This window comes from Pseudarthrobacter sp. 05T312 (genome assembly GCF_056396685.1).
Genome location: NZ_JBFTLY010000007.1, coordinates 43,937 through 69,126, shown reverse-complemented (window position 1 = coordinate 69,126; position 25,190 = coordinate 43,937). Strand labels below are relative to the sequence as shown.

General features: G+C 66.9%; 21 protein-coding genes, 1 tRNA gene, 1 other RNA gene and 1 pseudogene. 10 read left to right on the top strand and 14 right to left on the bottom strand.

Annotated elements, in window-relative coordinates:
• Nucleotides 1-8: 8 nt before the first annotated feature.
• An RNA gene (gene ffs / locus AC1DIP_RS11540) (signal recognition particle sRNA small type) lies at nt 9-105 on the bottom strand.
• Nucleotides 106-500: 395 nt separating this feature from the next.
• Between ffs and AC1DIP_RS11535 the strand changes: the two genes are divergently transcribed.
• Nucleotides 501-585, top strand: a tRNA-Ser gene (locus AC1DIP_RS11535).
• A gap of 78 nt (nt 586-663) precedes the next feature.
• On the opposite strand, the gene AC1DIP_RS11530 is transcribed toward AC1DIP_RS11535, so the two are convergent.
• Nucleotides 664-1,599, bottom strand: coding sequence for an oxygenase MpaB family protein (locus tag AC1DIP_RS11530; RefSeq protein WP_476209076.1), 936 nt, complete (start codon nt 1,597-1,599; stop codon nt 664-666).
• A 131-nt stretch (nt 1,600-1,730) separates the two neighbouring features.
• Between AC1DIP_RS11530 and AC1DIP_RS11525 the strand changes: the two are divergent.
• A pseudogene (locus AC1DIP_RS11525) lies at nt 1,731-2,555 on the top strand (M23 family metallopeptidase); the annotation flags it as partial.
• A gap of 74 nt (nt 2,556-2,629) precedes the next feature.
• Here AC1DIP_RS11525 and AC1DIP_RS11520 read toward each other — a convergent pair.
• Complete coding sequence (locus AC1DIP_RS11520; protein ID WP_476211915.1) at nt 2,630-3,268, bottom strand: hypothetical protein; 639 nt, start codon at nt 3,266-3,268, stop codon at nt 2,630-2,632.
• 234 nt (nt 3,269-3,502) lie between these two features.
• Between AC1DIP_RS11520 and AC1DIP_RS11515 the strand changes: the two genes are divergently transcribed.
• Nucleotides 3,503-4,015: a glutathione peroxidase gene (locus tag AC1DIP_RS11515; protein WP_476209077.1), complete on the top strand. Its 513-nt coding sequence runs from the start codon at nt 3,503-3,505 to the stop codon at nt 4,013-4,015.
• Nucleotides 4,016-4,175: 160 nt separating this feature from the next.
• A complete protein-coding gene (locus AC1DIP_RS11510; RefSeq protein ID WP_476209079.1) occupies nt 4,176-5,105 on the top strand; it encodes a metallophosphoesterase in 930 nt (309 codons plus the stop codon).
• Nucleotides 5,106-5,159: 54 nt separating this feature from the next.
• On the opposite strand, the gene AC1DIP_RS11505 is transcribed toward AC1DIP_RS11510, so the two are convergent.
• Together AC1DIP_RS11505 and AC1DIP_RS11500 are read right to left on the bottom strand one after the other, a co-directional pair.
• On the bottom strand, nt 5,160-6,797 hold the full coding sequence (locus tag AC1DIP_RS11505) for a stealth conserved region 3 domain-containing protein (protein ID WP_476209080.1): 1,638 nt from the start codon (nt 6,795-6,797) through the stop codon (nt 5,160-5,162).
• Between the two features lie 76 nt (nt 6,798-6,873).
• Nucleotides 6,874-7,803 (bottom strand): hypothetical protein, encoded by a 930-nt coding sequence (locus AC1DIP_RS11500; protein WP_477733819.1) that lies wholly within the window; start codon nt 7,801-7,803, stop codon nt 6,874-6,876.
• Nucleotides 7,804-7,947: 144 nt separating this feature from the next.
• Here AC1DIP_RS11500 and AC1DIP_RS11495 point away from each other — a divergent pair, with 144 nt between their 5' ends.
• Both AC1DIP_RS11495 and AC1DIP_RS11490 read left to right on the top strand, forming a co-directional pair.
• The gene (locus AC1DIP_RS11495; RefSeq protein ID WP_026264985.1) at nt 7,948-8,247 is read left to right on the top strand and encodes a type II toxin-antitoxin system VapB family antitoxin; all 300 of its coding nucleotides are present in this window, start codon (nt 7,948-7,950) and stop codon (nt 8,245-8,247) included.
• Nucleotides 8,240-8,914 (top strand): LytR C-terminal domain-containing protein, encoded by a 675-nt coding sequence (locus tag AC1DIP_RS11490; RefSeq protein ID WP_477733818.1) that lies wholly within the window; start codon nt 8,240-8,242, stop codon nt 8,912-8,914. Before AC1DIP_RS11495 ends, AC1DIP_RS11490 begins: the two co-directional genes overlap by 8 nt.
• 16 nt (nt 8,915-8,930) lie before the next feature.
• Here AC1DIP_RS11490 and AC1DIP_RS11485 read toward each other — a convergent pair whose 3' ends face one another.
• Nucleotides 8,931-9,581, bottom strand: a complete 651-nt coding sequence (locus AC1DIP_RS11485) for a TetR family transcriptional regulator (protein ID WP_476209086.1) — start codon at nt 9,579-9,581, stop codon at nt 8,931-8,933.
• Between the two features lie 35 nt (nt 9,582-9,616).
• On the bottom strand, nt 9,617-10,315 hold the full coding sequence (locus AC1DIP_RS11480; protein WP_477733817.1) for a DsbA family oxidoreductase: 699 nt from the start codon (nt 10,313-10,315) through the stop codon (nt 9,617-9,619).
• 210 nt (nt 10,316-10,525) lie between these two features.
• Between AC1DIP_RS11480 and AC1DIP_RS11475 the strand changes: the two genes are divergently transcribed.
• Both AC1DIP_RS11475 and AC1DIP_RS11470 read left to right on the top strand, forming a co-directional pair.
• A complete protein-coding gene (locus AC1DIP_RS11475; RefSeq protein ID WP_476209089.1) occupies nt 10,526-11,587 on the top strand; it encodes a glycosyltransferase in 1,062 nt (353 codons plus the stop codon).
• 59 nt (nt 11,588-11,646) lie between these two features.
• A complete protein-coding gene (locus AC1DIP_RS11470; RefSeq protein WP_477733816.1) occupies nt 11,647-13,827 on the top strand; it encodes an amylo-alpha-1,6-glucosidase in 2,181 nt (726 codons plus the stop codon).
• A 16-nt stretch (nt 13,828-13,843) separates the two neighbouring features.
• On the opposite strand, the gene AC1DIP_RS11465 is transcribed toward AC1DIP_RS11470, so the two are convergent.
• Both AC1DIP_RS11465 and AC1DIP_RS11460 read right to left on the bottom strand, forming a co-directional pair.
• The gene (locus tag AC1DIP_RS11465; protein ID WP_477733815.1) at nt 13,844-14,377 is read right to left on the bottom strand and encodes a GNAT family N-acetyltransferase; all 534 of its coding nucleotides are present in this window, start codon (nt 14,375-14,377) and stop codon (nt 13,844-13,846) included.
• A 16-nt stretch (nt 14,378-14,393) separates the two neighbouring features.
• Nucleotides 14,394-15,353 carry a D-2-hydroxyacid dehydrogenase family protein gene (locus AC1DIP_RS11460; RefSeq protein ID WP_477733814.1) on the bottom strand — a complete coding sequence of 320 codons (960 nt, stop codon included), beginning with the start codon at nt 15,351-15,353 and terminating at the stop codon, nt 14,394-14,396.
• Between the two features lie 122 nt (nt 15,354-15,475).
• Here AC1DIP_RS11460 and AC1DIP_RS11455 point away from each other — a divergent pair, with 122 nt between their 5' ends.
• Nucleotides 15,476-16,693 (top strand): MFS transporter, encoded by a 1,218-nt coding sequence (locus tag AC1DIP_RS11455; protein ID WP_477733813.1) that lies wholly within the window; start codon nt 15,476-15,478, stop codon nt 16,691-16,693.
• A 187-nt stretch (nt 16,694-16,880) separates the two neighbouring features.
• On the opposite strand, the gene aceB is transcribed toward AC1DIP_RS11455, so the two are convergent.
• Together aceB and aceA are read right to left on the bottom strand one after the other, a co-directional pair.
• On the bottom strand, nt 16,881-18,533 hold the full coding sequence (aceB, locus tag AC1DIP_RS11450) for a malate synthase A (RefSeq protein WP_477733812.1): 1,653 nt from the start codon (nt 18,531-18,533) through the stop codon (nt 16,881-16,883).
• A gap of 255 nt (nt 18,534-18,788) precedes the next feature.
• Complete coding sequence (aceA, locus tag AC1DIP_RS11445; protein WP_141158209.1) at nt 18,789-20,105, bottom strand: isocitrate lyase; 1,317 nt, start codon at nt 20,103-20,105, stop codon at nt 18,789-18,791.
• Nucleotides 20,106-20,254: 149 nt separating this feature from the next.
• Here aceA and AC1DIP_RS11440 point away from each other — a divergent pair, with 149 nt between their 5' ends.
• Nucleotides 20,255-21,766, top strand: coding sequence for a helix-turn-helix domain-containing protein (locus tag AC1DIP_RS11440; RefSeq protein WP_477733811.1), 1,512 nt, complete (start codon nt 20,255-20,257; stop codon nt 21,764-21,766).
• A gap of 235 nt (nt 21,767-22,001) precedes the next feature.
• Here the strand turns inward: AC1DIP_RS11440 and AC1DIP_RS11435 are convergent, their stop codons facing one another.
• Genes AC1DIP_RS11435 through AC1DIP_RS11425 form a run of 3 tightly spaced genes read right to left on the bottom strand, consistent with a single transcriptional unit; the run spans nt 22,002 to nt 25,127 of the window.
• Nucleotides 22,002-23,048, bottom strand: a complete 1,047-nt coding sequence (locus AC1DIP_RS11435; protein ID WP_476209101.1) for a TAXI family TRAP transporter solute-binding subunit — start codon at nt 23,046-23,048, stop codon at nt 22,002-22,004.
• Nucleotides 23,008-24,459 carry an ATP-binding protein gene (locus AC1DIP_RS11430; protein ID WP_476209103.1) on the bottom strand — a complete coding sequence of 484 codons (1,452 nt, stop codon included), beginning with the start codon at nt 24,457-24,459 and terminating at the stop codon, nt 23,008-23,010. The genes AC1DIP_RS11435 and AC1DIP_RS11430 overlap by 41 nt, the downstream gene beginning before the upstream one ends.
• Entirely contained in the window at nt 24,456-25,127 is a 672-nt protein-coding gene (locus AC1DIP_RS11425; RefSeq protein WP_476209105.1) for a response regulator, read from the bottom strand. Before AC1DIP_RS11425 ends, AC1DIP_RS11430 begins: the two co-directional genes overlap by 4 nt.
• Nucleotides 25,128-25,190 lie beyond the last annotated feature (63 nt).

The window sequence follows — 25,190 nt, the reverse complement described above, 5'->3', positions numbered from 1 at the left end:
GGGGGAATAGTAAAGACCCCCCATGCACCCGCCAGAGCCCGTCTACCCTTGCTACCTTCCGGTCCTGGGGGAGTTCAACAGGATGACGCCACATGAGGGGCCGTCAGATACTTTACCCGAACATGCTGTCCGACTCGAATCGGCGCCTGCCGCCGCAGCCGGAGCGAACGCACGGCCGGTACGTGGCCGAAGAAGCGCAGTGCAGGCATGGATTTCCATTGCGCATCTCTGCCCCACCCGCGATCATGGGTATGTACACCGATTGGGGCAATCTCAAGGTTGTGAGCTGCGTGGCCTGGCGTAACGGAACGGACCCGGCAGTTCAACGGTGCACCAGGGAATGGGCGCATTGGGGGCGTCCATTTCCAGATTAAAAGACACCCCCGGCACCCGCTCGCCGGGGAGTGCGGGTGCCGTCCAAAACGCGCGCCGGAGGAGCCAATTGGGCGATGCGGAAAACTTCAGGTAATCTAGTACCTGCTTTTGATTCAGAAGCAGTTGGAGAATTCGCCTAGCGGCCTATGGCGCACGCCTGGAACGCGTGTTGGGTTAACGCCCTCGGGGGTTCAAATCCCCCATTCTCCGCCGGTCAAGAACCCGGCCCCGGTAACCCGGGGCCGGGTTCTTGCTATATGCGGAGCCTACAGGCCCCGAAACTGGGGATCAGGCCGCGTCTGCCAACGGTTCCCCAAGCCGCCTTAGGCGCTTCCTCGCTGCCGTTTCGCTGGGACCCATCCGCCTCAGCGGGCCGCCAAGGGCAAAATGGACGACGACGAGCACCGCCTTGGTTGCCAGCCGGACCGGCAGTGGAAACGGGCCAAGGCGTGGAACGGAAAGTCCCAGCATGTGCCGGTACCGGGGTTCCAGGCTGTACACGGCACCAGCAAACAGGATCCGGTATCCAGGCTTCAGCAGGGGATGCAGCGGCGCATTGCGGATGAACTCCACAGTTTCCTTGACCCGCGCGTCCGTACGCAGTTCGCCCCCTTCGTACCACCGTTCCAGCTGGCCGTGAAGCTGTGCTTCCGTCAGCGGCGGGTCTTCCACTCCCATCAGCATCCCGGCCTGGGCCCATTCCCGGACGTACGCGTCGGTGCCGCCAGGGATGGGCTTGCCCCAGATCTTGTGGGCTGCGAGGAAGCCATCGGTGAAGGCCAGATGGATCCAGTTGGCCAGTCCGGGATCGTTGGCACTGTAGGGGCGTACCCCGCCGTCGTTGTCCTGGTAGGTGCCTTGAACGGGCTCATGCAGGTGGCGGACACGCCGGGTTGCCTCCTCCGCGGCCGCCGTGGACCCATAGGTCACCGTGAAGATCCAGCGGATGGTGTTGGCCAGCCGCCGCAGGGGATCATCGCGGAAGTTGGAGTGCTCGTGGACCCCCGCCAGCGCGCCCGGATGCAGCGACTGCATCAGCAGCGTGCGGATACCACCCACAATGGGCGTCATGGAGCCGTGCACCGCCCAAACCGCGGAGCCGGGCAGGTGGTAGCCGGGGTCGTCCCCTTCGGCCAGCTTCAGCGTCCAGTCCGGCGGGGCGTCGGCCCTGCCGGAGAACGTCTTCTTGATCTCGTCCTGCCAGGTACGAAGGACATTGCGCATGAGACATTGTTGCCCATTTCCGCCGGCACGGCCGCTCCGGTGGGGAAGCGCGGCCTCCCACCCCCTAACGGCCCACAAAAAACCCGCATACTCCAGCTTTGGGGTTTCCACCCCTGCGGTCCTGTGGTCCCATGGGACATACCGTCGAGACAACGCGCGGCAGGACACGTCCTGGAGTCAGTGAATTGGGCAAGAATTCAGTGCCCGGCAACCGGAAGCCGGCCCAGCACACCCTTCCCCCTGTCGCCCGTGCCGTCGCCGCCGCCGGTGTCCTGGCGGCATCTGTTTATGCCGTGAACCTGTCCGCAGGCTCCGCTGAGCCGCCGCAGTTTGCCCGGTCGGTTTCCGAAACAGGGGCCACCCCCGGCGCTGCTGCCATGGACGGAATTTCCGGAACGGTCAACGGCCTGGAACCGGATAGCGGACCAGCTTCGTCCGCGGCAGGCCACCTGGGTGCCGCGCCCCCTCCGCCCACCATACTTTCCAGTCCCCAGGCCACGTTGGCCTTCCCGCACACCGCGATCGGCGGCGCGGACCCTGGCACAGCGGCAGCCCTGACTGTTGGCCCTGCCGGCGCGGGCAGGCCCTTGGCTGGATTCCTGATGGCACCCCTGCAGCTCCTGAGTCCGAGTTCGCCGTTCGGTTTCCGGGTGAGTCCGATCAGTGGGTCGGCGGGGGACTTCCACCTGGGGCAGGATTACGCAGCGCCGTGCGGGACGCCGGTTTATGCAGCTGATTCCGGTGTTGTGCGGGCAGCCGGCTGGCACCCCTGGGGAGGTGGAAACCGGATAGAGATTGACCACGGCGACGGGCTCATCACTACCTATAACCACCTGGAATCGATCGGTGTGCACACCGGTGACCAGGTGCGGGTGGGGCAGGTCATCGCCCGTGTGGGCACCACCGGATGGTCCACGGGCTGCCACCTGCACTTTGAAGCCGTCCTGAACGGCCGCTACACGAACCCCCTGAGGTGGACCTTCCTCCAGCTGCGGGCGATAAGCCAGTCCTTCCCGGCTGACATGGTTTCCTATGCGCCGGGCACAGGGTTGTCCGGCGGCCGGATCAGCTGGACCATTCCCCTGCAGATCGATCCGGGTGACGGACTCCCTGCGGCCGGCCTGCAGGCTTCGCCCTTCCCGCCGCTCCCGGTCCCGGGGCCGGCGCCCTCACCGTCCCAACCGACGGGCATTGTGCTGCCGCCACCCGACGTGCAATTGACGACGACGACCCCGCCAAGTGCTGCACGGTCGGACAGTGCCGCGCCGCCGCCGTCGGACCCGGCAAGCCCATCGCCGTCGCCTGCTGCGTCGACGGATCCTGCACCGACTGATCCTGTAGGCCCAACGCCGTCCCCCACGGAACCGGCTCTGACTGATCCTGTAAGCCCGTCGCCGTCGCCCACGTCACCGACGGAACCTGTGACGCCCTCGCCGTCGCCCACGTCACCGACAGAACCTGCACCGACGGAACCTGCGCCTACTGACCCGGCAAGCCCGTCGCCCACGTCACCGACGGAACCTGCACCGACGGAACCTGCGCCTACTGACCCGGCAAGCCTGTCGCCGTCGCCGACCGAACCCGCGCCTACTCCCACGCCCGTCGAGCCCGAACCCGCCCCCGTGGAGGCGGCACCTGTCGACCCGGCCCCTGCTCCCGTGCCCGTCACTGCTGAGCCCGTTCCTGCGCCAGTGCCCGTTGAACCCGTGCCGGCGCCTGTTGACCCCGTGCCCGTCCCGGCACCCATCACTGCCACGCCGGAACCCGACCCCACTGTTCCACCCGCGGAACCCGCCCCTTCGCCAACTCCCGCCGTGACCGAGCCATCCCCAACGGCACCCCCGCCCTAGGAAATTTTTTGCGCCGGACCCGTACGGCCCGCCGCCGGCACCGAATACCCTGCATGAGCAATTTCCTGCTGTCGCGCCGCCCGCGACCCCTCTATCCGATCCCGCTGATCCTGAACGACGGCACCAGGACACATTTCGGCCAGTTCAAAGGGAAGGTGGTTTTGGTGGTCAACGTGGCCTCAAACTGCGGCTTCACGCGACAGTACGCCGCACTGGAGGCGCTCTACGGGAAGTTCCATGACCGCGGGTTCGAGGTCCTGGGCGTCCCGTGCAACCAGTTCGCTGGGCAGGAACCTGGAAGCGACAGCGACATCGCGGACTTCTGCGAACGGAACTTCGGCGTCACATTCACCCTGACAGCCAAGGCCGACGTCCGCGGCCGGAACCAGCACCTGCTCTATTCCGAACTCACCAGGTTCAAGACAGGGCTGCTGCCGGGGCTGGTGAAGTGGAATTTCGAGAAGTTCCTGGTCAACCGCGAGGGGGACGTGGTGGCCCGGTTCGCCCCCACCGTGGAACCTGACTCGGAAGAGGTGACAGACGCCATCGAACAGACGCTGGGATAAACGGGCAGTGGGCCGAATCCGGCCTGCAAAAGCACAGTTCTTTTAACTTTTTCCACATCAGCCACGGCGATTTACCCCATGTTTGCCAAATGTCTGATTGGATAAATATTACTGAAGGGTACAAGGGAAGAACGGCTTCCCACCAACCATAGAGGTAGCAATGGAGCACATCGAGGCCGAACACCCCCGGCCACGCCACTTCCTACTCCACCTGAGCGATCCCCACCTGTTGGGAGGTCCGGAACCCCTCTACGGAATCGTCGACAGCGAAGCCAGGCTTGCCCAGCTGTTCGACGAAGTCAAAGCGTCAGGGGCCCGGCCTGAGGCCGTTATCTTCACCGGTGACCTCGCCGACAAGGGTGACGCCCAGGCTTACGTAAAGCTGCGGGCCATCGTCGAGCCGGCCTGCAAGGAACTCGGAGCCCAGGTCATCTGGGCCATGGGAAACCATGACGACCGCGCCAACTTCCGCCGGGGCCTGCTGGACCAGCCCGGCAGTGACGAGCCCGTGGACCATAGTTACTTCATCAATGGCCTTCGTGTCATTACCCTGGACACCACTGTGCCCGGGTTCCACCACGGCGAACTGAGCCCGGCGCAGCTGGAGTGGCTGGCCCGCCAGCTGGAAACCCCTGCACCGGACGGCACCATCCTTGCGATGCACCACCCCCCGGTTCCGTCGGTGCTGGACCTTTCGGTACTCGTGGAACTGCGCGACCAGGCTTCGCTGGCAGCGGTGGTGCGCAATTCGGACGTCCGCACCATCCTGGCCGGCCACCTGCACTACTCCACCACGGCGAGCTTTGCGGGCGTGCCCGTCTCGGTCGCTTCGGCTTCCTGCTACACCCAGGACCTGAACGTACCCGTGGGTGGAACACGTGGCCAGGACGGGGGCCAGGCCTTCAACCTGGTGCACGTGTACGAACACACCATCGTGCACTCCGTGGTGCCCATGGGCAGTGCGCCCACCGTGGGCGAATATGTCTCCCCGGAAGAGACGGCCCGGCGGCTGCAGGCTGCCGGCGTCCGGATTCCGGAGACCACCAAACAGCGCGGCAGCACCAAGCTCGGCGCACCCAGCCGGAGCTAGGATCGTTGCTCCGGCCGGCCCGGCTGCCGGACCGGCCCGGGCAACGCGTGCGGACTACTTTTCCCAGGGTGCCTTGATGGGGAAGTACCGTTCCAGGAAGTCCGTCACCACTTCGGCCCGCTCATCGGCGCTGACCTCAGGAAAACTGCCGTCGTTAAGGCAGAAGAAATCCATGTTCCGCTTGGCCAGCAGCTTGGGCAGGTACTTCAGGCCCGAGCGCATCGTGGTGTCCACGTAACGCACCTTGGCCGCCGTCTGCGTGACGGCCCGGCCCGTCAGCAGGGCGTAGTAATGGTAGAAAGAGTTGGTCACGGAGATGTTGTCCGCTGCCCGGAAGCGGCTGGCAGCGGTCTTCCGGAACTCTTCCGGGAACTCCTCTTCCATCTGGTCCACGACGCTCCGCCGCAGCGGCGCGGCGGTGTGCTCCAGGTGGCGGGTGGTGATCCGGCCAAACCGGTTCCAGAGGAGCTTGCGGTTCACCCGGGCCGCGTTTTCGAACCCGCTGCGTTCGGCGTCGTTTTCGCCCAGGCCGATCCTGGTTTCAGCCTCGATGAACTTGGTGATGCCCCCGGGGGTGAAGAACATGTCCGGGCCCACCGGCCGGCCGAAGAACATGTCGTCGTTGGAGTAGAGGAAGTGTTCGGACAACCCCTCGATGTTGTGCAGCTGGCACTCCACGGCCTGCGAGTTGTGGGTTGGCAGCACCGAGGGATCTGAGAAGAACTCCTCGCTGCGGACGATCGTGACGGACGGGTGGTCCGCCAGCCACGCAGGCGCGGGGGAGTCAGTGGCGATGAAGATGCGCCGAATCCACGGCGCAAACATGTACACGGACCGCAGCGCGTACTTGAGTTCGTTGATCTGCCGGAACCGGGCCTCGTGGTCGTCGCCTTCGCCCAGGACATGTCCCTTTTGCTGGGCGCGGCGGGCCGCGATGTATTCGGGGGAGCTGCCGTCCACCCAGGAGAACACGATGTCGACATCGAAGCTGATATCGCTGGCGTGATCGGCGAACATGTTCTCGATGGTGGGCCAGGTGTGGCCATACCGTTCCACGGTGCCGCGGACCGCATCCTGGCGCAACAGCGTCCGGCGGGTCAGCGAGTTCTCGATGGGGAGGATCAGCTGCTCGCCTTCAAAGGCCCACAACTCGATCTGGACACCGGCGGAGGCGCCAAACTCAAAGCCGCCCACGGGTTCCACCCGCGGCCGGTAGAGGCGGAAGATGCGTCCCTGCCGGTTGGGCGAGAGCTCGCCGTCCGCCACCAGGACGGAAGTCTTCTTCTTGGCGTCCACGGTCATGGAATAGAAGGGTTCGTCCCGGCAGGCATCCACCAGGGCGGCCCGGAGTTTCTTCCGGTCCTTCCAGTCCAGGGCCACCACCGGCCGGTCGTTGTTGCCGCGGACAAGGAGGTACGAAAGGCCGGCGTTGGCCAGGACGTTGCGCAGGAACAGCAGGTCTTCCACCATGGCCTGGTAGGGGGTCCGGGTGTCGTTGATCAGGGCGTGGCGGCCCTTGTGCCGGATGACGTCGGGGCGGTGCTTGAGGCGTTGCTCAGCCGCTGCCGATGTGATTTCGGCGTGAAATTGTTCTTCCACGGACGGTTGGGCGCCGTAGTAAACCTCGTCCTGGACCGGTGCTTCTGTAATGGTTGTCTCCGTGCTGGTGGTAGTGGGCATTCTTACCTGCATGATAGTCCTGCCCGGGTAACGGAAGGTTTCGTGGCACAGCGGCGGCGGGTGAGTCGACTGTCCGCCCGGCAGCGGCTCAGGCGCCCAGCGCGTCCCGCCACGCGTGCAGGAAGGCTCCGCCGGCGTCGTCGTGGATCACTGTGTCCTCCAGCCCCAGGTCCGCTGCCGTCAGCACCGGATACGGCTTGCTGGGAATACCGTCCGCCGGGCGCACATCGACGTGCTTCACCGGATGGTCGTTGTGGTGCAGCCAGTCCGCCATGGCGTAATCGGTGCGGGAATCGCCCACCGTCCGCCACGCCTGGGGCGTGATGCCCTGCGCTGCCAGGAGCTCCACCGCGCGGCTGGCGCCCAGGTCCTTCCCCAGCCGGATGGACTCAATGTCGGTGGAAATGATGGTGGGATCCACCCGGTAGTCCACCTCGTCGTCGGAATTTGGTGCATGGTGGTCCAGCCGGACCACACCCAGCCCGTGCCGTGCCATGAGTTCCATGGCCTCCGCATCGAATAGTTTCTGCTCGGCCAGGTAGTCGGCGCTGGGCACGTTGATGTGCTGCTCCACGGACACCATGGCGCGCTTGGTTTCGTCAAAGAACATATGGGCGGCGTAGTCCTCCGCCACCAGCCGGCGGATGTCGTCGCCGTAGGCTGCCGGCACGGCAAGCTCCCGGTCCACGTGGATGGGGCCCGGCCCGGCCGAGGTGTAGCTGAACCAGACCGCGCCCTTTTCGCAGACGGCGTGGATGACAGTTCCCGCCGGGATGCCCGCCGCGATCATGGGTTCCATGACCTGTTCGCGGATAAAGGCGTCGGAACGTCCGGTATTGAAGATGACGGGGATGCCCGCAGCGGCGAGGGCCACCAGGTCAAGGATGATGCCGGGCTTGACGTCACGTGTCACCGGACTGGCCACCGGCCCGTCCACGTCCAGCAGGAGGGCCAGAGGCGGCTCCGCCGGCTGGCTGGTTCCGGGCGCGGACACGGCAGGGGACTCGGAGACTGTCATGGATCCATTCTGTCAGCAGGACCGGCGCCGTTCCGCGCCCACCGGCGGCACGCCCGCGGATCGGATGGTCACTGTTTGGCTACAACCTGCCGCGCGCCAGCCCTGCCACTTTCGCTGGGGCACGGCGGTGCCTACTGTTGCATGGTGATATTCAAAGCTGTGGGCGAGGGCCGCCCTTACCCCGACCATGGTTACAGCACCCCCAAGCAGTGGGCGTCGCTGCCGCCGCGGCCGGTCCGGCTGGATGAACTGGTGACCACCAAGCGCACCCTGGACCTGGAAGCGCTGCTGGCGGAAGACTCAACATTTTTCGGCGACCTGTTCCCGCACGTCGTGCAGTACCAAGGAACCCTCTACCTGGAGGACGGTCTCCACCGGGCGGTGCGGACCGCCCTGCACCAGCGCACCGCGATCCATGCCCGGGTCCTGGTGCTCGATGGCTAGCAAACGGCCAAAGGACCCCAGTGTCCTGCACGGCCACCACGTTGTTACCGGCCCTGAACTGCGCGCCGCCATGGAGGCGGCCAGGGACGCCGACGAAACCGCCCGGGTACGGCGCCGCGTGCTGCACGGGGTGGTGCTGGTCCTGCTGATCGGCCTGATCGCCGCCGGCATCATCCTTGCCATGGCCATCATCAATGGCCGGCTGAAGCTGCCCTCCGCGGAGCCCGCTCCTGCCCCGGTGTCATCCTGCCCGGCTTCGATGTACGACTACGTGCCGCCGGACAAGGTCAACCTCAACGTCTACAACTCCACCAGCCGGCCAGGCATTGCCCGGTCGGTGGCGGACGAATTCCTTGCACGCAAGTTCGTGGTGGGGAACGTGTCGAACATCAACGCCGGCTACCGGGGCGTGGCCGCCGTGGTGTCGGGTGCCGCAGGGCAGGCCTCGGCGTTCACGGTGCAACGCCATGTGCCCGGCTCGGACTACTTCCAGGACGGAAGGACCGATGCCAGCGTGGACGTGATCCTGGCACAGGACTACAAGGCGCTCGCCCCGGCAGACCTGGTGGACCAGACGCCCGGCAAGCTCAGCTGCCCGAGGGAAAACCGGCGCACCGCGGACACGGACAAGCTGCCCGTCATGCCTGCCGCCGCTCCGACGCCCTGACCGAGGCCGGCCGGACTCAGCCGGCCACCGCCGGAAGCTTGGCCACCTTCACCGGCTGCCCGTCGTCGTCGAACCGTGCACCGGCACCCAGCTGGATGAACCGGACGGTCCGGGCAACCCGCGCCTCCAGCTCAGCCGGCTCGTCGCTGCCCCGCGCCGCGCTGGACGACAACGTGCCCAGGATCAGCTGGGACTGCTGGCCCACGTCCGCCACCGGCAGGTACCCCTGCTCCATGCCGTCGCGCAGGATGCCCTGCAGCAGGACGCTGAGCTCGCCCACATGGTCGGAGAGCTTGGCAAAGGACGACGGCGAAAGCACCGCCCCCATGGCAGGGCCCGGCGGGAGGTGGCGTCGGCTGAGGTCGACCACCTGGGCGCGGACGTACAGGGCCAGCCGTTCCACCGGGTTACCAATCCGGTTCAGCGATTCGCGCAGTTCGGTGAGGAACTTCTCGGTCTCGTCCAGGGCATAGGAGATCAGGAGTTCTTCGATATCGGCGTAGTAGTTATAGACAGCGGTGCGGCCCACGCCTGCGTGCCGCGCCACGTCCGTCATGGTCAGCCCCGGAAGGCCATGGGTGAAGAGAAGCTCGCCAAAAGCGGTGAGGATACGTCGCTGGGTGTCCGCGCGCTGTTCGGCGTTGCTCGCCGCTGAAATCCTGGGCATACAGACACTTTACCGCCATGTGTCAGTAAAAGGAGCTAAATGGCGCACCCGTCGGGTCCGCAGGCTTCGGCGTCGGAGGAATTGACGAGGACCAGGGGGTTGGCGTCCTGCCAGGCCTGGGTGAGGGCAGCGGTGAACGTCTCAGTGGGCTGGGCGCCGGACAACCCGAATTTGCGGTCGATCACGAAGAACGGGACCCCGCTGATGCCCAGGCCCCGGGCCTCCTGGAAGTCGAACCGGACCTCGTCCGAGTACTTGTCCGTGGTGAAAAGTTCCTCCACCTCGCCTGCCGGCAGGCCGAGATCGTTGCCCAGCGACGTCAGGTACTCCCGGCTCCCGATGTCCTTGCCGTGCTCGAAGTGGTCGCTGAGGAGGCGCTCCTTGGCCGCGTCCTGGCTGCCATGGGCTGCCGCCAGGTGGATCAGGCGGTGGGCGGTGAAGCTGTTGGCCACCACCACCTGGTCGAACCGGTAGTCAAGGCCCTCACCCTTCGCCTGCTGGGCCACATGCTCGAACATCTGCGACACCTGCTGGGCGGGCATGCCCTTCCGGCTGCTGAGGTACTCCAGCTCGGTGCCGTCATAGTGCTCCGGCAGGGTGGGATCAAGCTGGTAGCTGCGCCACACCACGTCCACAGAGTCGCGGTGGGGGAACGCTGCCAGGGCAGCCTCAAACCGGCGCTTGCCGATAAAACACCACGGGCAGGCAACATCTGACCAGATCTCAATCTTCATGATCTGCACAACCTGCAGCCCCTGGCCGCCATTCCGGGGACCGCTATGAGATGCCCCACACAGCGGGTCTTGTGGCCGGACCCATAAAGCGGAATAGTCGGAGCAGAGGTCAAGCAGTGGGCCCTTCGAAGCTCAAAACACCGACGGAAATCGGTGGAAGAGCGCCCGGCCAGCTGGGGAGCCCGGCCTGTCAAACCTGGGAGGCCAGGAATGCGGATTGGACTTGTCACCGGGCCGTGGATTCCGGTCCCGCCGGCAACATACGGTGGAACCGAACGCGTGGTGGACACGCTGGCCAGGGGCTTCGCCGCAGCCGGCCACGAGGTGCTGCTGGCCGCACCCGCGGACAGCACCTGCCCCGTCCAGCTCGTCCCCGGAATGCGGCCCACCGATTACGGCGGCCTTGGAACCACCCTCTCCGAGCTCAGCCACGTGGCCAGGGCCTACGAGGGGCTCCAGGACGTGGACATCATCCACGACCACACCCTTGCCGGCCCCCTGTACCTGCACCGGCCGGCCGGTGTGCCGGTGGCCACCACCATTCACGGTCCCATCCACGCCCAGGCGGCGGACATCTACCGGGCTGTGGCCCGGAAAGGTGCCGTCATTGCCATTTCCAGGGACCAGGCCTCACACGCCCCCGACGTCCCGGTGACCCGCGTGATCCACCACGGCATGGACCTGTCGGCAGTGCCGGTGGGGTCCGGGGCCGGCGGCTACCTGTGCTTCGTGGGCCGGTCCTCGCCGGACAAGGGGCTGCTGGAGGCGATAGCCATCGCGCGGGAGGCCGGACTGCACCTGAAGATCGCGGTCAAGATGCGGGATCCGGAGGAGGTGCACTACTTCCGGGACGTCGTGGAACCCATGCTCGGTCCGAACGAGGACTTCGTGGGCGAAGTGGACGACGCCGCGAAATACCGGCTGATGGGGGAGGCGTTGGCCTTCCTGAACCCCATCCAGTGGTCCGAGCCGTTTGGGCTGGTGATGATCGAGGCCCTGGCCACCGGCACCCCGGTCATCGGCACCCGGATCGGATCAGCCCCGGAGATCGTCAAGCACGGGCGCACGGGGTTCCTGGGAAAGACCGCTGAACTGGCCGGCCTGGTTCCGGCAGCAGCGGGCCTGGACAGGGCCGAATGCCGCCGGGCGGTGGTGGACGGGTTCAGTGCCGACCGGATGGTCGCCGAGCACCTGGAACTCTACAGTGACCTCATTGAAGGGAGGACGCCCCCGGGGGTTCCGCACGGTACCCGGTTGCACCAGAATCGATAGGGGCAGAAATGCTTCCCCGATCCCCCGGGGCAGCTTCCGCGACAGAAGGAGTCTTTTCCATGACCGCCTGGAACGAAGACATAGAGGCAGCCGGCTCAGAGTCGGGGTCGGTCACCGTACTGGAGGGCTCCTCGTTCTGCATCTCCTCCGCCACCGGGGACATCAACCCCGAGGCAGGCACGAACGGAGTCTTCTACCAGGACACGCGGATCGTTTCCCGCTGGGCGCTGAGGATCAACGGATCGCCGCGCGAACCACTGTCCGCGCAGCGGCCGCAGCCGTTCGAAGCCACCTTCGTGGGCCGGGCAAAGTGGCCCGGCGGCAGGTTCGACAGCCCCCTGGTGGTCCGCCAGGTCCGGCACATCGGTCCGGGCCTGCAGGACGACATATCGCTGGAAAACTTTGCCTCCGAACCGGTCGAATGCGAGATCGAACTGCTGGTCGACGCGGACCAGGCAGACCTGTTCGACGTCAAAGGCGGACGCACCACGGGATCAGATGACACCACCAGGACAGTGTCCGAAGGCCGGCTGATTATCGAAGCGGAGCGCCATGGCCAGCAGCGGGGCTCCGCCATCGGGGCCCGGGGCGCGGAAGTCACCACCGAAGGCCTGCGTTTCCGTGTCACCGTTCCGGCCCGGGGCAAATGGGCCGCCAGCGTGATCGTGGTGCCGCTGGTGAACGGCGAGGCACCCGAGAAGCCCTTCAAGGAGGGGCAACTGCCGCACCACCGGGAAGGTGTACAGCGGCACCTGGCCTGGGAGGAAGGCGTTCCCCGGATCAGCATCCAGGACGCCAGCCTCCAGGACCTGCTGAACCGGAGCCAGAGCGACCTGGGCGCCCTGCGGATCTTCGACGCCCACCACCCCGAACGGGCAGCCGTGGCCGCGGGCGCACCATGGTTCATGGCCCTGTTCGGGCGGGACTCGCTGCTGACCTCCTACATGAGCATGATGGTCAACCCCAACCTGGCGCTGGGAACGCTGCAGACCCTGGCCGGAATCCAGGGAAAGAAGGTGGACCCGGACTCGGAGGAGGAACCGGGCCGGATCCCGCACGAGGTACGGCTGGGCGTGACGGCGGGGCTTTCCCTGGGCGGAAGCGCCTACTACGGCACGGCGGACGCCACACCGCTCTTCGTTGCAGTCCTGGGCGAGCTGAGCCGCTGGGGACTTTCCCGGGAGAAGATCCAGCCGCTCCTGGCGCACGCCGACCGTGCCCTGGAATGGATCGAAAAGTACGGCGACCGGGACGGCGACGGGTTTGTCGAATACCTCCGCGCCAATGATCATGGCCTGGTCAACCAGGGCTGGAAGGACTCCTGGGACGGGATCAATTTCGCCGACGGTACCATCGCCGAAGCCCCGATCGCCCTGTGCGAGGTCCAGGCCTACGTCTATTCGGCCTACCTGGGCAGGTCCCTGCTGGCGCACTGGAGCGGTGACACAGCCCTGGAGATGCACTGGGCGGACAAGGCCGCGGCATTCAAGGAGGAATTCAACAAGAGGTTCTGGCTGCCGGACAAAGGGTACTTCGCCGTGGCGCTGGACAAGGACAAGCGGCCTGTCGACGCCCTGACCTCCAACATCGGCCACTGCCTGTGGACCGGCATCGTGGATGAGGACAAAGCCGCATCCGTGATGGAACACCTGATGTCGCCGCAGATGTTCACAGGATGGGGCATCCGCACGCTGGCTTCCGATATGGGCGCCTACAACCCGGTGAGCTACCACAACGGCTCCGTCTGGCCGCACGATACGGCGCTGGTGGCCACCGGCCTGATGCGCTACGGATTCGTGGACGAAGCCAAGCGGGTGGCCCTGGGAATCTTCGACGCTGCCGCCCACTTCAACGGCCGGCTCCCGGAACTGTTCTGCGGTTTTGACCGGGGCGAGTTCGCCAGCCCGGTGCCCTACCCCACGGCCTGCTCGCCGCAGGCGTGGGCTGCCGCGGCACCGGTCCAGCTGGCACGGATCCTGCTGCGGTTCGATCCCGTCTTCACCCGCGGAGTGGTGCACCTGGCCCCGATCCTGCCCGAAGTCGTGGGGACATTCCGGGCAGAGAACGTGCTGCTGGACACCAGCCGCGTCACCATCACCGCCACGGGCACCAAGGGCAGCATCGAGGGCCTGCCGCCCGGACTCAGGTTCCTGGCGGAGCCCCGGCCGCCGCTGGCCTACCCGCCCAATGGATTTGCCGGCAGCCCTGGACGCCAGGGGATGGCCCAACCCAAAACGTAAGGCGACCCGGCACGGCTCAGGGCAGGGCGCGTTCCAGTACGAAGTCGTGCTCCACGGTGCTGCCCAGCCGGAAGGACTTGGTGCCCACCTTGTGAAAGCCGGACTTTTCGTAGAAGCGGATGGCGCGGGCGTTCTGGCTGTTCACACCCAGCCAGGCCCCGGCGCCCCCGGTGGAGGCCGCGGCCTGGAGGCTGGCGTGCATCAGTTCGGCAGCCGCGCCCAGGCCGTGATAGTCGGGGTGGACGTAGCACTTGCTGATTTCAACGGAGGGCAGCAGTGCCAGGGCGGAGGCCACGTCCGGGTCCGCGGCCGGCCTGTCCACCAGGAGGCTGTAGCCGGTGAGCCGCCCGTCGGCGTCGATGACCAGGATGGTGACGTCCGGGTCCTCAAGATAGCCCGTGAAGTGTTCCTCGCTGAGCGTGTTGGCCAGGTGGGCGGCAATGTCGGCAGGTGAGGACGACGGCGGGCAGGCCAGCGGAAAGGTGACGGCAGCCAGGTCGGCGAGCGGGCCGGCGTCGTCCCCTGTTGCCCTGCGGATGATGTGGGTCATGCGGTGTCCCTCCAGGTCAGGGGGTGATGGTTCGGACGGGGGAGCCGGCAAGCCAGGCGGTGATGTCCTCCAGGGCGCCCCCGTAGAACTGCCGGTAGCTTTCCTGGGTGACGTAGCCCAGGTGCGGGGAAAGCACCGTGTTCGGCGCGGCCAGGAGCGGGTGCCCGGCCTGCAGGGGTTCCTGGTCGAAGACGTCAAGGGCGGCGCCGCGGATCCACCCCTCGTTCAATGCCTTGATGAGCGCCTCCTGGTCCACCAGGGGTCCGCGGGCGGTGTTGACCAGGAGGCCTTCGGGGCCCAGCAGCCTCAGCTCCGCCTCGCCCACGGTGTTCTCCGACCGCGGGGAGAGCCGCAGGTGGAGCGTTGCGACGTCGGCCACTGTGAAGAGTTCCTCCTTGGACACCAGCCGGGCGCCGGCTTCTGCTGCGGACTCCGCGGTGAGGTTCTGGCTCCAGGCCACCACGTCCATGCCGAACGCCTGCCCGTAAGCGGCAATCCGCCGGCCGATCTTGCCCAGGCCCACGATGCCCAGGGTCTTCCCGGCCAGTTCGAGGCCTACCGTTGACTGCCAGGTACCTGCCCGCAGCGAGCTCTCCTCGGCGGGAAGGTGCCGGGCAATGGCCAGCAGGAGGGCCCAGGTCAGTTCCGGCGCGGCCGTGGGTGAGCCCGGGGTTCCGCACACCGTCACCCCGTGTTCGGCGGCAGCTTCGACGTCGATCGCGGCGTTCGCCATTCCGGTGGTGACGAGCAGCTCCAATGCCGGCAGCTTCTCGAAGACTTCCCGGGGGAACGCGGTCCGCTCGCGCATGGCGATCACCATGGTGGTGTCCGCCAACGCCGCAACCAGGGCATCCCGGGACGTGAAAGGTTCACGGTAGGTCGTCACGGTGACACCCGCCGTCTCCAAAGCCGTGAAATCGGCGAAGCCGTGGGCCGCGTCCTGGTAGTCATCGAGGATGGCAAGGCGGTGCGTCATCGGGTGTCCTTCGCAGTGTCCTACGTCCTGGGGTCACGCTTATCGTATGGCAGGAGTCGGTCACCAGGGCGCGTGAAGCCCCGGCACCGCAGGAGCGTGATAGCAATGGGAGTGATGAATCCATGCCCATTCCCGATTTTGGCCCTGTGAGCGGCCCCGCCCTGTCCCGCATCCCGAAAAGCTGGGTCCTGCTGGCCTGCATCGGCCTGCTGGCCCTGAACCTTCGCGGCCCCATCGTCTCCGTGGCACCCCTGGTGGACCTCATGCAGGCGGAACTGCACTTTTCGCCGGTCATGCTGGGGCTGCTGACCAGCATCCCGGTGCTGTGCTTTTCGCTCGCCGCTCCGCTGGCGTCCCTGGCGGCGCGGAAGTTCGGTGCGGAGTTCGCGGTGACGCTGACCATCGTGGGCGTGCTGGCCGGCGTGCTGCTCCGTTCCGCGGGAGGGCCGGCGCTGGTGGTGGCGGGGACGGTGGTCATTGGCGTGGCCATTACCGTGGGCAACATTGCGGTGCCGCTGATCATCCGCCGGGATTTTGCCCCGCGGCGGCAAGGGACCGCGATGGGGATCTATACCGCGGCCCTGAACATCGGGTCCTTCCTGACCTCGGTGGCCATGGCCCCGCTGGCGGCCGTGACGGGGTGGCGGCTGGCCCTGGCCGCGGTGGCTGTGCTGGCCGTGGCAGCGGTGGTGGTGTGGGTGCTGGCCGTGGGACCCCGCACCGCGTTCATGGTGTCAGGCGAGGACGGCGTGGACGCGCCGCGGGCCCCGGTGAGCCGTTCCGGCTGGGTCACGGTGGGGCTCACCGCGGGCTTCGGGGGCCAGGCCTTCTCCTACTATGGCGTCACGGCATGGCTGCCCAGCTACCTGCACGACGAACTGGGCATGAATGCCGCGCAGGCCGGCGCCGCGTCCTCGATCTTCCAGATCCTGGCCATCGTGGGCGGCCTCGGTGTGCCTTTTGCGGCCAAATACATGAGTACGACGGCGGTGGCGGTCACCCTGAGTGCCTTGTGGCTTGCCGTCCCGGTGGGGCTGCTTTTCCTGCCGCAGCTGTGGTGGCTGTGGTCCACCTCCGGCGGCATCGCGCAGGGCGGCGGCATCACGCTGATCTTCATCGCCGTCATCAAGCTGGCCCGGGACCAGGCCGCTGCGGGCCGGATGTCCGCCACCGTCCAGGGGCTCGGTTACTGCCTCGCGGCGGTGGCCCCGCCGCTGGTGGGCTTCGTCCACGACAGCTCAGGATCCTGGACGCCGGCCCTGCTGGTCATCCTGGGGTCGGTGCTGGCCTTCTTCGTCGGAACCACCCTGTCGGTGCGGAAGGTGCCGAAGGGCCGCTGAGGTGACCTGCCGCCGTCGACCGTTCTTCCCGGAACGCCTGTCCAGGTAACGCCTTAAACCGGCAACGCCCGCCCAATTTCCTGGTGAAAGTGGGCGGACGTGTGGGGTTGTTCCGCCGCCGGGCCGGCGCCCCGGATTTCGGGGGGCCTGTTGCGAAGGGCGTGCCGGCCCGGCAAACGGAGGTTTGTTACGCCGCGGCGAGCTCCTCGACGGTGGCCTTTTCGCGGGCCTCGGTCAGGTAGCGGGCGTAGGCGGGGAGGGTGAGGAACGAAGGGAACTCACGGCTGAGCGTGACTTCCTCGAAGATGTCCCGGGCGTCTTCGAACCGGTCGCCGTCGAAGCGTTCCAGCCGGGTGAATTCCTCGTCCAGCAGCTCCTCGACCCATTCGTGGCTGATGATCTCGCCCTGGTCGGTGATGGCCCGGGCGTAGATCCACTGCCACAGCTGGGAGCGTGAGATCTCCGCGGTGGCGGCGTCCTCCATGAGGTTGTGGATGGCCACGGCGCCGTTGCCGCGGAGCCAGGATTCGATATAGCGGATGCCGACTTCGATGTTGTTCCGGATGCCCTGCTCGGTGATGGTGCCGGTGGTGGCGGCCACGTCGATCAAGGCACGGTCATCCGGCGTGACGTCCTCCCGGAGCCGGTCCAGCTGGTTCGGCCTGGTGCCCAGGACGCCGTCGAACACCTCGCGGCACACCGGCACCAGGTCCGGGTGCGCCACCCAGGAGCCGTCGAAGCCGTCGTTGGCCTCGCGGGTCTTGTCGGCGCGGACCTTCTCGAGGGCGTTGGCGTTGGCTTCCGGATCCTTGCGGTTGGGAACGGCTGCCGCCATGCCGCCGATGGCCATGGCGCCGCGCTTGTGGCAGGCACGGACCAGCTGTTCGGTGTAGGCCCGCATGAACGGCTGGGTCATGGTCACCTGGCCGCGGTCCGGCAGGACGAAGCGGGGGCCGCGGGTGCGGAAGTTCTTGATCAGGGAGAAGATGTAGTCCCAGCGGCCGGCGTTCAGCCCTGCCGCGTGGTCGCGCAGTTCGTAGAGGATCTCCTCCATTTCGAACGCCGCGGTGATGGTCTCGATCAGCACCGTGGCGCGGATGGTGCCCTGCGGGATGCCGAGCAGGTCCTGGGCCAGGATGAAGATGTCATTCCACAGCCGTGCTTCGAGGTGGTTCTCGATCTTGGGCAGGTAGAAGTACGGGCCCTTGCCCTGGGCGAGCAGGCGGCGGGCGTTGTGGAAGAAGAACAGGCCGAAGTCCACGATGCCGCCGGCGATGGGCTGGCCGTCGATGAGCATGTGCTTCTCCGGCAGGTGCCAGCCGCGGGGGCGGACCACGATGGTGGGCAGGTCGCCGGCCGGGCGGAGCTTGTATTCCTTGCCTTCTTCGGTGGTGAAGTCGATCCGGCGCTCCAGGGCGTCGGTGAGGTTCAGCTGGCCTTTGATGACGTTCCGCCACGTGGGGGTGGAGGAGTCTTCCATGTCCGCCAGCCACACCTTGGCACCGGAGTTCAGGGCGTTGATGGTCATCTTCTTGTCCACCGGGCCCGTGATTTCGACGCGGCGGTCTTCCAGTCCCGGTGCCGGGGGAGCGACCCGCCACGAGGAGTCATTGCGGATGTGCTCGGTTTCCCGCAGGAACCGCGGGTCCGCTCCGGCAGCGATGTCAGCCCGCCGGGTGCGCCGCGCCTGCAGCAGCTCCTGCCGCCGCTCCGCAGTAGCCCGGTGCAGCTTCGCAATGAATGAGAGGGCATCCGGGGTCAGTACCTCGTCCTGCCGGCAGATGGGCTGCGCGGTCATGGTGATGCCGTTGATGGTGAAGCTATCGGTGAAGCTGTTCATCTCAGTCTCCTTAAAGACGGAAGGGAAGTTCGACGGCGGGACTTGCCTGGGTGGGGCCGGGAAGGGAAATCCTCCGCGTGCTATCCCCATCCCCGGCGTAAGACCTCGCAAAGCTCGGTCGACGCCGGGGACAGGGCCCCTTTACGCACGCTTCCGGATTTCCCCTCCCGGCCCGCGACGGTCACGCTTGGGCGAGTGCCGCCGTCGTGCCTCTTCGGTGAGCGAAGCGAACGGCTCACCTTGGGCGGCTGGGGATTAGTGGAACTGTCCCTCTTCGGTCGATCCGACCAATGCGAGGGTGGACGCGTTCGGGTTGAGCGCCGTGGAGATGGTGTCGAAGTAGCCGGTGCCGACTTCGCGCTGGTGCTTGGTTGCGGTGTAGCCGCGGGACTCGGAGGCGAATTCCTTTTCCTGCAGTTCGACGTAGGCGCTCATGCCTTCACGGGCGTAGCCGTGGGCGAGGTCGAACATCGAGTAGTTCAGGGCGTGGAAGCCGGCCAGGGTGATGAACTGGAAGGTGAAGCCCATGGCGCCGAGTTCGCGCTGGAACTTGGCGATGGTGGCGTCGTCCAGGTGCTTGCGCCAGTTGAAGGACGGGGAGCAGTTGTAGGAGAGCATCTGGTCCGGGAACTCGGCCTTGACGGACTCGGCGAACTTGCGGGCCAGCTCCAGGTCCGGGGTGCCGGTCTCCATCCAGATGAGGTCGGAATACGGGGCGTAGGCCTTGGCGCGGGCGATGCAGGGTTCGATGCCGTTGCGGACCTTATAAAAGCCTTCCGCCGTGCGCTCGCCGGTGATGAATTCCTGGTCGCGCTCGTCGACGTCGGAGGTGATCAGGGTGGCGGCCTCGGCGTCGGTGCGGGCAATGACGACGGTGGGGGTGCCGGCGACGTCAGCCGCGAGCCGTGCGGCGTTCAGGGTCCGGACGTGCTGCTGGGTGGGGATCAGCACCTTGCCGCCGAGGTGGCCGCACTTCTTTTCCGATGCGAGCTGGTCCTCCCAGTGAACACCTGCTGCACCGGCCTGGATCATGGATTTCATGAGTTCGTAGGCGTTCAGCGGGCCGCCGAAGCCGGCTTCGGCGTCGGCAACGATCGGGACCAGCCAGTCCTCGACGGTCTGGATGCCTTCGGAGAACTCGATCTGGTCCGCCCGGAGCAGGGCGTTGTTGATGCGGCGGACCACGGTGGGTACGGAGTTGGCCGGGTATAGCGACTGGTCCGGGTAGGTGTGGCCGGAGTTGTTGGCGTCGGCAGCTACCTGCCAGCCGGAGAGGTAGATGGCGCGCAGGCCCGCCTTGACCTGCTGGACGGCCTGGTTTCCGGTGAGGGCGCCCAGTGCGTTGGTGTAGCCGCCGGTCTTGTGCTCCTCGGTGAGCTGCTTCCACAGCTTTTCGGAGCCGCGGCGGGCCAGGGTCTGCTCTTCGGTGACGCGGCCGCGGAGGCGGACGACGTCGGAGGCTGAGTAGTCACGAGTCACACCTTCCCAGCGGGGGTTGGCGGCCCACTCGAGCTCCAGGGCGGCGGCCTGCTCTTCGGGCGTCTGCTGGGTGGGCTCAAATGCTGCAGTCATCGTTGATCTCCTTGATTGAGCTCCGGACGGGGTAGGTGGGAACCGCGTCGTTGAGGTTCCCACCGGCTTATCCGGTGCGGTGTTTCTTTCCGTGACAACTACTTTTCAGCACTTTCAACCCCCTTTCTAGACAAAAAGTCTGGAAAGAAATGCACTTCTTCACGTATTCTTCAGAAATGTCGCCTTCAAGCTGGAACAGGGACGTTTCCCAGCCCCCGTCAGCCGCCGCCGCGGAACTTGACGTCATCGCGCTGGGCCGCCGCGTCCGCCATCTCCGCAAACAAGCCGGGCTCACGCTCGATGACCTGAGCGCCGCCGTCGGCACCGCTCCCAGCCAGCTGAGCCTGATCGAAAACGGCAAGCGCGAGCCCAAACTGACGCTGCTCCAGCACCTGGCAGCGGCGCTGAACGTCAGCATCGACCAGCTGCTCGGGGCCGAACCGCCCAGCCGCCGCGCCGCTCTCGAAATTGAGCTGGAGCGCTACCAGCGCGGGCCGCTGTACGAGTCGCTGGACCTGCCCAAAATCCGCATCAGTTCGCGGCTTCCGCTGGATGTGCTGGAGGCCCAGGTGGGGCTGCTGCACGAGCTGGAACGGAAGATGAACGAGCAGGTCGCCACCCCGGAGGAAGCCCGCCGCGCCAACGGCGAACTGCGGGCCATGATGCGGGAACGCGGCAACTACTTCCCGGAGTACGAGGCCGAGGCGCAGAAGGTCCTCAAGGAGGTGGGTTACACCACCGGCCCGCTGAGCCAGCACGTCATCGCGGACATCGCCGAGCACCTCGGGTTCACCCTGCACCACGTGGGGGATTTGCCCCATTCCACCCGCTCCGTGACGGATTTGAAGAACCGCAAAATTTACCTGACGCAGAGCCAGCGGCAGGACCACGACCCCCGCTCGGTGCTGCTGCAGGCCCTGGGCCACTACGTCCTGGGCCATGAAACGCCCAAGAACTACGGTGACTTCCTCGCCCAGCGGGTAGCCACCAACTATTTCGCCGCCGCCCTGCTCCTGCCCGAGCAGGCAACCGTCGAATTTCTGCAAAAAGCCAAAGCGGCCAAGGAAATCGCGGTCGAGGACCTCCGGGACGCGTTCGCCGTGTCCTATGAGACCGCGGCGCACCGCTTCACCAACCTGGCCACGAAGCACCTGGGCATCACCACGCACTTCCAGAAGACGCACCAGAGCGGCATCATCTACAAGGCCTACGAGAACGACGGCGTGAACTTCCCCCAGGACCACACCGGCGCCATCGAGGGCCAGCCGTCGTGTAAGGCCTGGACCTCCCGTGCCGTGTTCGATGTGCCGGACAAGTTCAGTGCCTACAGCCAGTACACCGATACGCCGTCAGGCACGTACTGGTGCACAGCCCGCACCGAGCGGTCCGCCAGCGGGGAGTTCTCACTCAGCATCGGCGTGCCGTACCAGCACGTGAAATGGTTTCGCGGGCGGGAGACCACCGCCCGGGCCAGGTCCAACTGCCCGGATCCCAACTGCTGCAAGCGGCCGCCTGCCGAACTGACCAGCCAGTGGGCCGGGAACGCCTGGCCGTCCGCGCGTGCCCACTCGCACCTGCTGGCCGCGATGCCTCCCGGAGCTTTCCCGGGGGTGGATGAGACCGAGGTGTACAGCTTCCTGCAGGCGCACTCCGGCTCATAGGAACGCCCCATCACTTACTGCCCCTTTCTTCCCAACGCCCCATCACATCCCGCCGGTTTCCTCTGGACGCCCCATCAGATCCCACCGGTTTCCTCCGGACGCCCCATCAGATCCCGCCGGTTTCCTCCGGACGCCCCATCACTTTCCTGACGAAAGTGATGAGGCGTTTGGGTTTACGCCGCCAGAAGTGATGGCGCGTTGCTGGATTAAGTGCCAAAAGTGATGGGGCGTTGGGTCAGCCGTGGAGCTTGCGGTAGGCCTCAGCGGCGGCGGGATGCAGCGGGATCCCGGCGGTGTTGATGAGGCTCTCCGCGCTGAGGAACTGCACGCCCAGGGTGGACTGGGGGATGAGTTCGCCGGCGTTGTGCACCAGCAACTGGACTGTGCGCTCCACGGTGGCGCTGTCCAGGTCCCGCCGGCAGAGCAGCAGGTTGGGAGCGCCCACCGTCCACACCGCCGGTATGCCGGGATAGCTGCCCTCTGGAATCAGGACCCGGTCGTACATTCCGCCGTACCTCCGGCGCAGCTCCGGCAGCAGGGCGGACAAATCCAGCAGTCCCAACGCCACGTCCTGCTGCGCGGCAGCGATGGCCGCGGTGGGCACGCCGCCGGACCAGAACAGTGCATCCACGGTCCCCGCCTTGAGCGCTGCGATGCCGTCATTCAGGCCAAGATGTTCGACGCCGGCAGTCCCGGCGGAGGGCGGCGCGGCATCCGTTGAGGTGCCCAGGCCCGCTGCTTCGAGCAACCGTGGAGTGGTAAGGGAAGTCCCCGATCCGGGTTGCCCCACGGCCACGCGCCGCCCGGCAAGCCCGGAAATGTCCCGGATGCCGCTGTCCTTCCGCACCACGCAGTGGACGTAGTTCTCATACACCTTGCCGATCGCAGCGATCTCTGCCGCATCCCCGCCGGCCTGGTCCCCGGCGGCATCGGCCAGGGCCACGGCAAAGGAGGCACGCCCCGCCCGCAGTTCGGCGATGTTGTCCAGGCTTCCGCCGGTGGCCACGGCCCGGGCGTGGCCGGCGACACCGTGGCGTTCAAGTGCCGCGGCCAGCAGCGTTGAGAACTCGAGGTAGAAGCCGCCCGGTTCCCCGCCCGCCACCACCAGGTCCTCAGGGCGGTCGGCGCCGGTGCACGCACTGAGGGCAGGCGGCAGGCAGGCCGCGAGTCCGACGGCGATGGCTGACCTGAGCACGGACCGCCGCGGCAGTTGCGGCAAAGGACCGCCCGGGGCGACGGGATCACGCACGGGCGCTACCCCGGCTGGAACGCGGGAGCGCATGGTCCGCAGGGTTGACGGGGAACTCGAGGCGGGCGGACAACCCGTGGGGGACGGCGTCGGCCAGCACCAGGCGCGCGCCGTTGGCCGCGGCGAGCTCGCCCACAATGGTCATGCCCAGCCCGGTGCCCGGAACCGACGCGTGCTGAGGGGACCGCCAGAACCTGGTGGCTGCCGAGGCGCGCTCAACGGCGCTGAGCCCTGGACCGTCGTCGGAAATTTCCACTGCCACCATGCCCGGTTCCGGCCGGACCGCTGCCGTGATGGTGGCACCCCGGGCATATTTGATGGCGTTATTGAGCAGCTCGGCGGCCATCTGGGCCAGCTCCGCCGGGTGGCAGGAAACCAGTGCAGGCGGCTGCGGCGGCGGAGTGAGGACCAGCCGGCAGCCGGCCTGTTCGGCGAGCGGGGCTGCCCGTTCGATCTCGCCCTGGAGCACAGGGAACGGGTCCACCGGGTCCGGCGCGGGAAGCTCATCGAGGCTGCCGGCAGCCCGCAGATACCCCTCGGAGGCGCGGTGCTCTGCGGCGGCAAGCTTCAGTACCCCGTCCAGGATCTCTTCCACGCGTTCCAGCTCCGCCATGGCCCGCTCGGCGGCATCGTGTTCGCGGGCCGTCTTCAACTCGAGCTGCAGCAGGTCCAGCCGCAGCCGGAGGGCCCCCACCGGGTTGCGCAGCTGGTGCGAGGTGTCCGCAATCAGTTGGCGCTGGGCTGCCATGCTGGCACTGACAGTCCGCGCCATCGCCGTGAAGGACCGGCTCAGTTCCCGCAGCTCCGGGGGCCCGTCCTCCGGGAGGCGCCCGGTGCGTCCAGTCCGCTCCAGCTCGTGCAGGGCCGAATCCAGGCGCAGGACCGGACGCAGGACCCAGCCGGTGACCCGGGCAGCCCCCACCAGCAGCACGGCCGCCAGGGCAAGCGCGGCAATCCCCACCCCCAGCCAGCGCTCGCGGAGTTTCTGCCGCGCAGCGTCGGCGTGGACGTCCAGCAGTACGGCGCCGAGGACCTGGCTGGCGCTGCCGAACGGCCGGAAGATGAGCTGCGAACCGGAGCCAAGGGGTTCCAGTGGTTCAAGGGTGGTGTTGCTGACGTTCAGCCGGGCCAGGGACAAGGCGTTCTGCACGTCGGGCCGTCTCGCGTCCAAACCACCGGAGGCCAGGGTCTGCTCCTGAACGCGCACCACGATCCCCTCGCCGTACAACCCGGAATACGTGTCCATCTCCCGCTGCAGCCGCGCCGTGTCCCCGTCGCCCGCGGCGTCGAAGGCCACCTGGGCCAACCGGTTCAGCGACGCCGCCCGGTTGATCTGGAGTTCCTGGGTCAGCTCGCGGGACGCGGACGTGAGGATGGTGCCCGAGATCAGGAACACCACCACCAGGCAGAGCACGCTGAGGACGCCCAGCACCCGCAGCCTCATCCGGAAGCCGCTTCCACCCGGTAGCCCACTCCGCGGACGTTGATGATGAAGCCGGGTTTCTGCAGCTTGGCCCGCAGCCCGGTGAGGTGGACGTCCAGGGACCGGGAGGAGGCCAGGAAGGCGTCGCCCCACAGTGCGTCCAGGATCTGTTCGCGGGTAACCACCGAGCCGGCATGGCGTGCCAGCAGCGCCAGGAGCTCGAACTCGGTGGCGGTCAGGGCCAGCGGCAGCCCGGCTTTCGCAGCGGTGTGCCGGTTCAGGTCGATCGCGAGGTCGCCCAGCACAATGACGTCTTCCTGCTGGACGCCGCCGGCCCGGGCCGCCCGCCGCGTCACCGCTTCGATCCGGGCCAGCAGTTCCACCAGCTTGACCGGCTTGACCAGGTAGTCGTCCGCGCCGGAACGGAGTCCGAGCACCACGCTGCGTTCGTCGTCCCTGGCGGTGAGGATCAGGATGGGGACGTCGGTGACCTGGCGGAGCTTGCGCAGCACCTCCAGTCCGTCCATGTCCGGCAGTCCCAGGTCGAGGAGGATCACCTGGAAGTTCCGGTGGGAGAGCAGCGCGTCAGCGCCCCGCGCCAGCCGCCGGGCGTGGTGCCCGGCGCTTTCGACGGCGGCGGTCAGGGCACCTGCCATGGCGTCGTCATCCTCGACGATCAGCACGTCCATTGCCATCTTCCTTGCCGTTGTGCGGTTGCCCGGATCATCCCCGCTACTGGAGACTACCGCCTG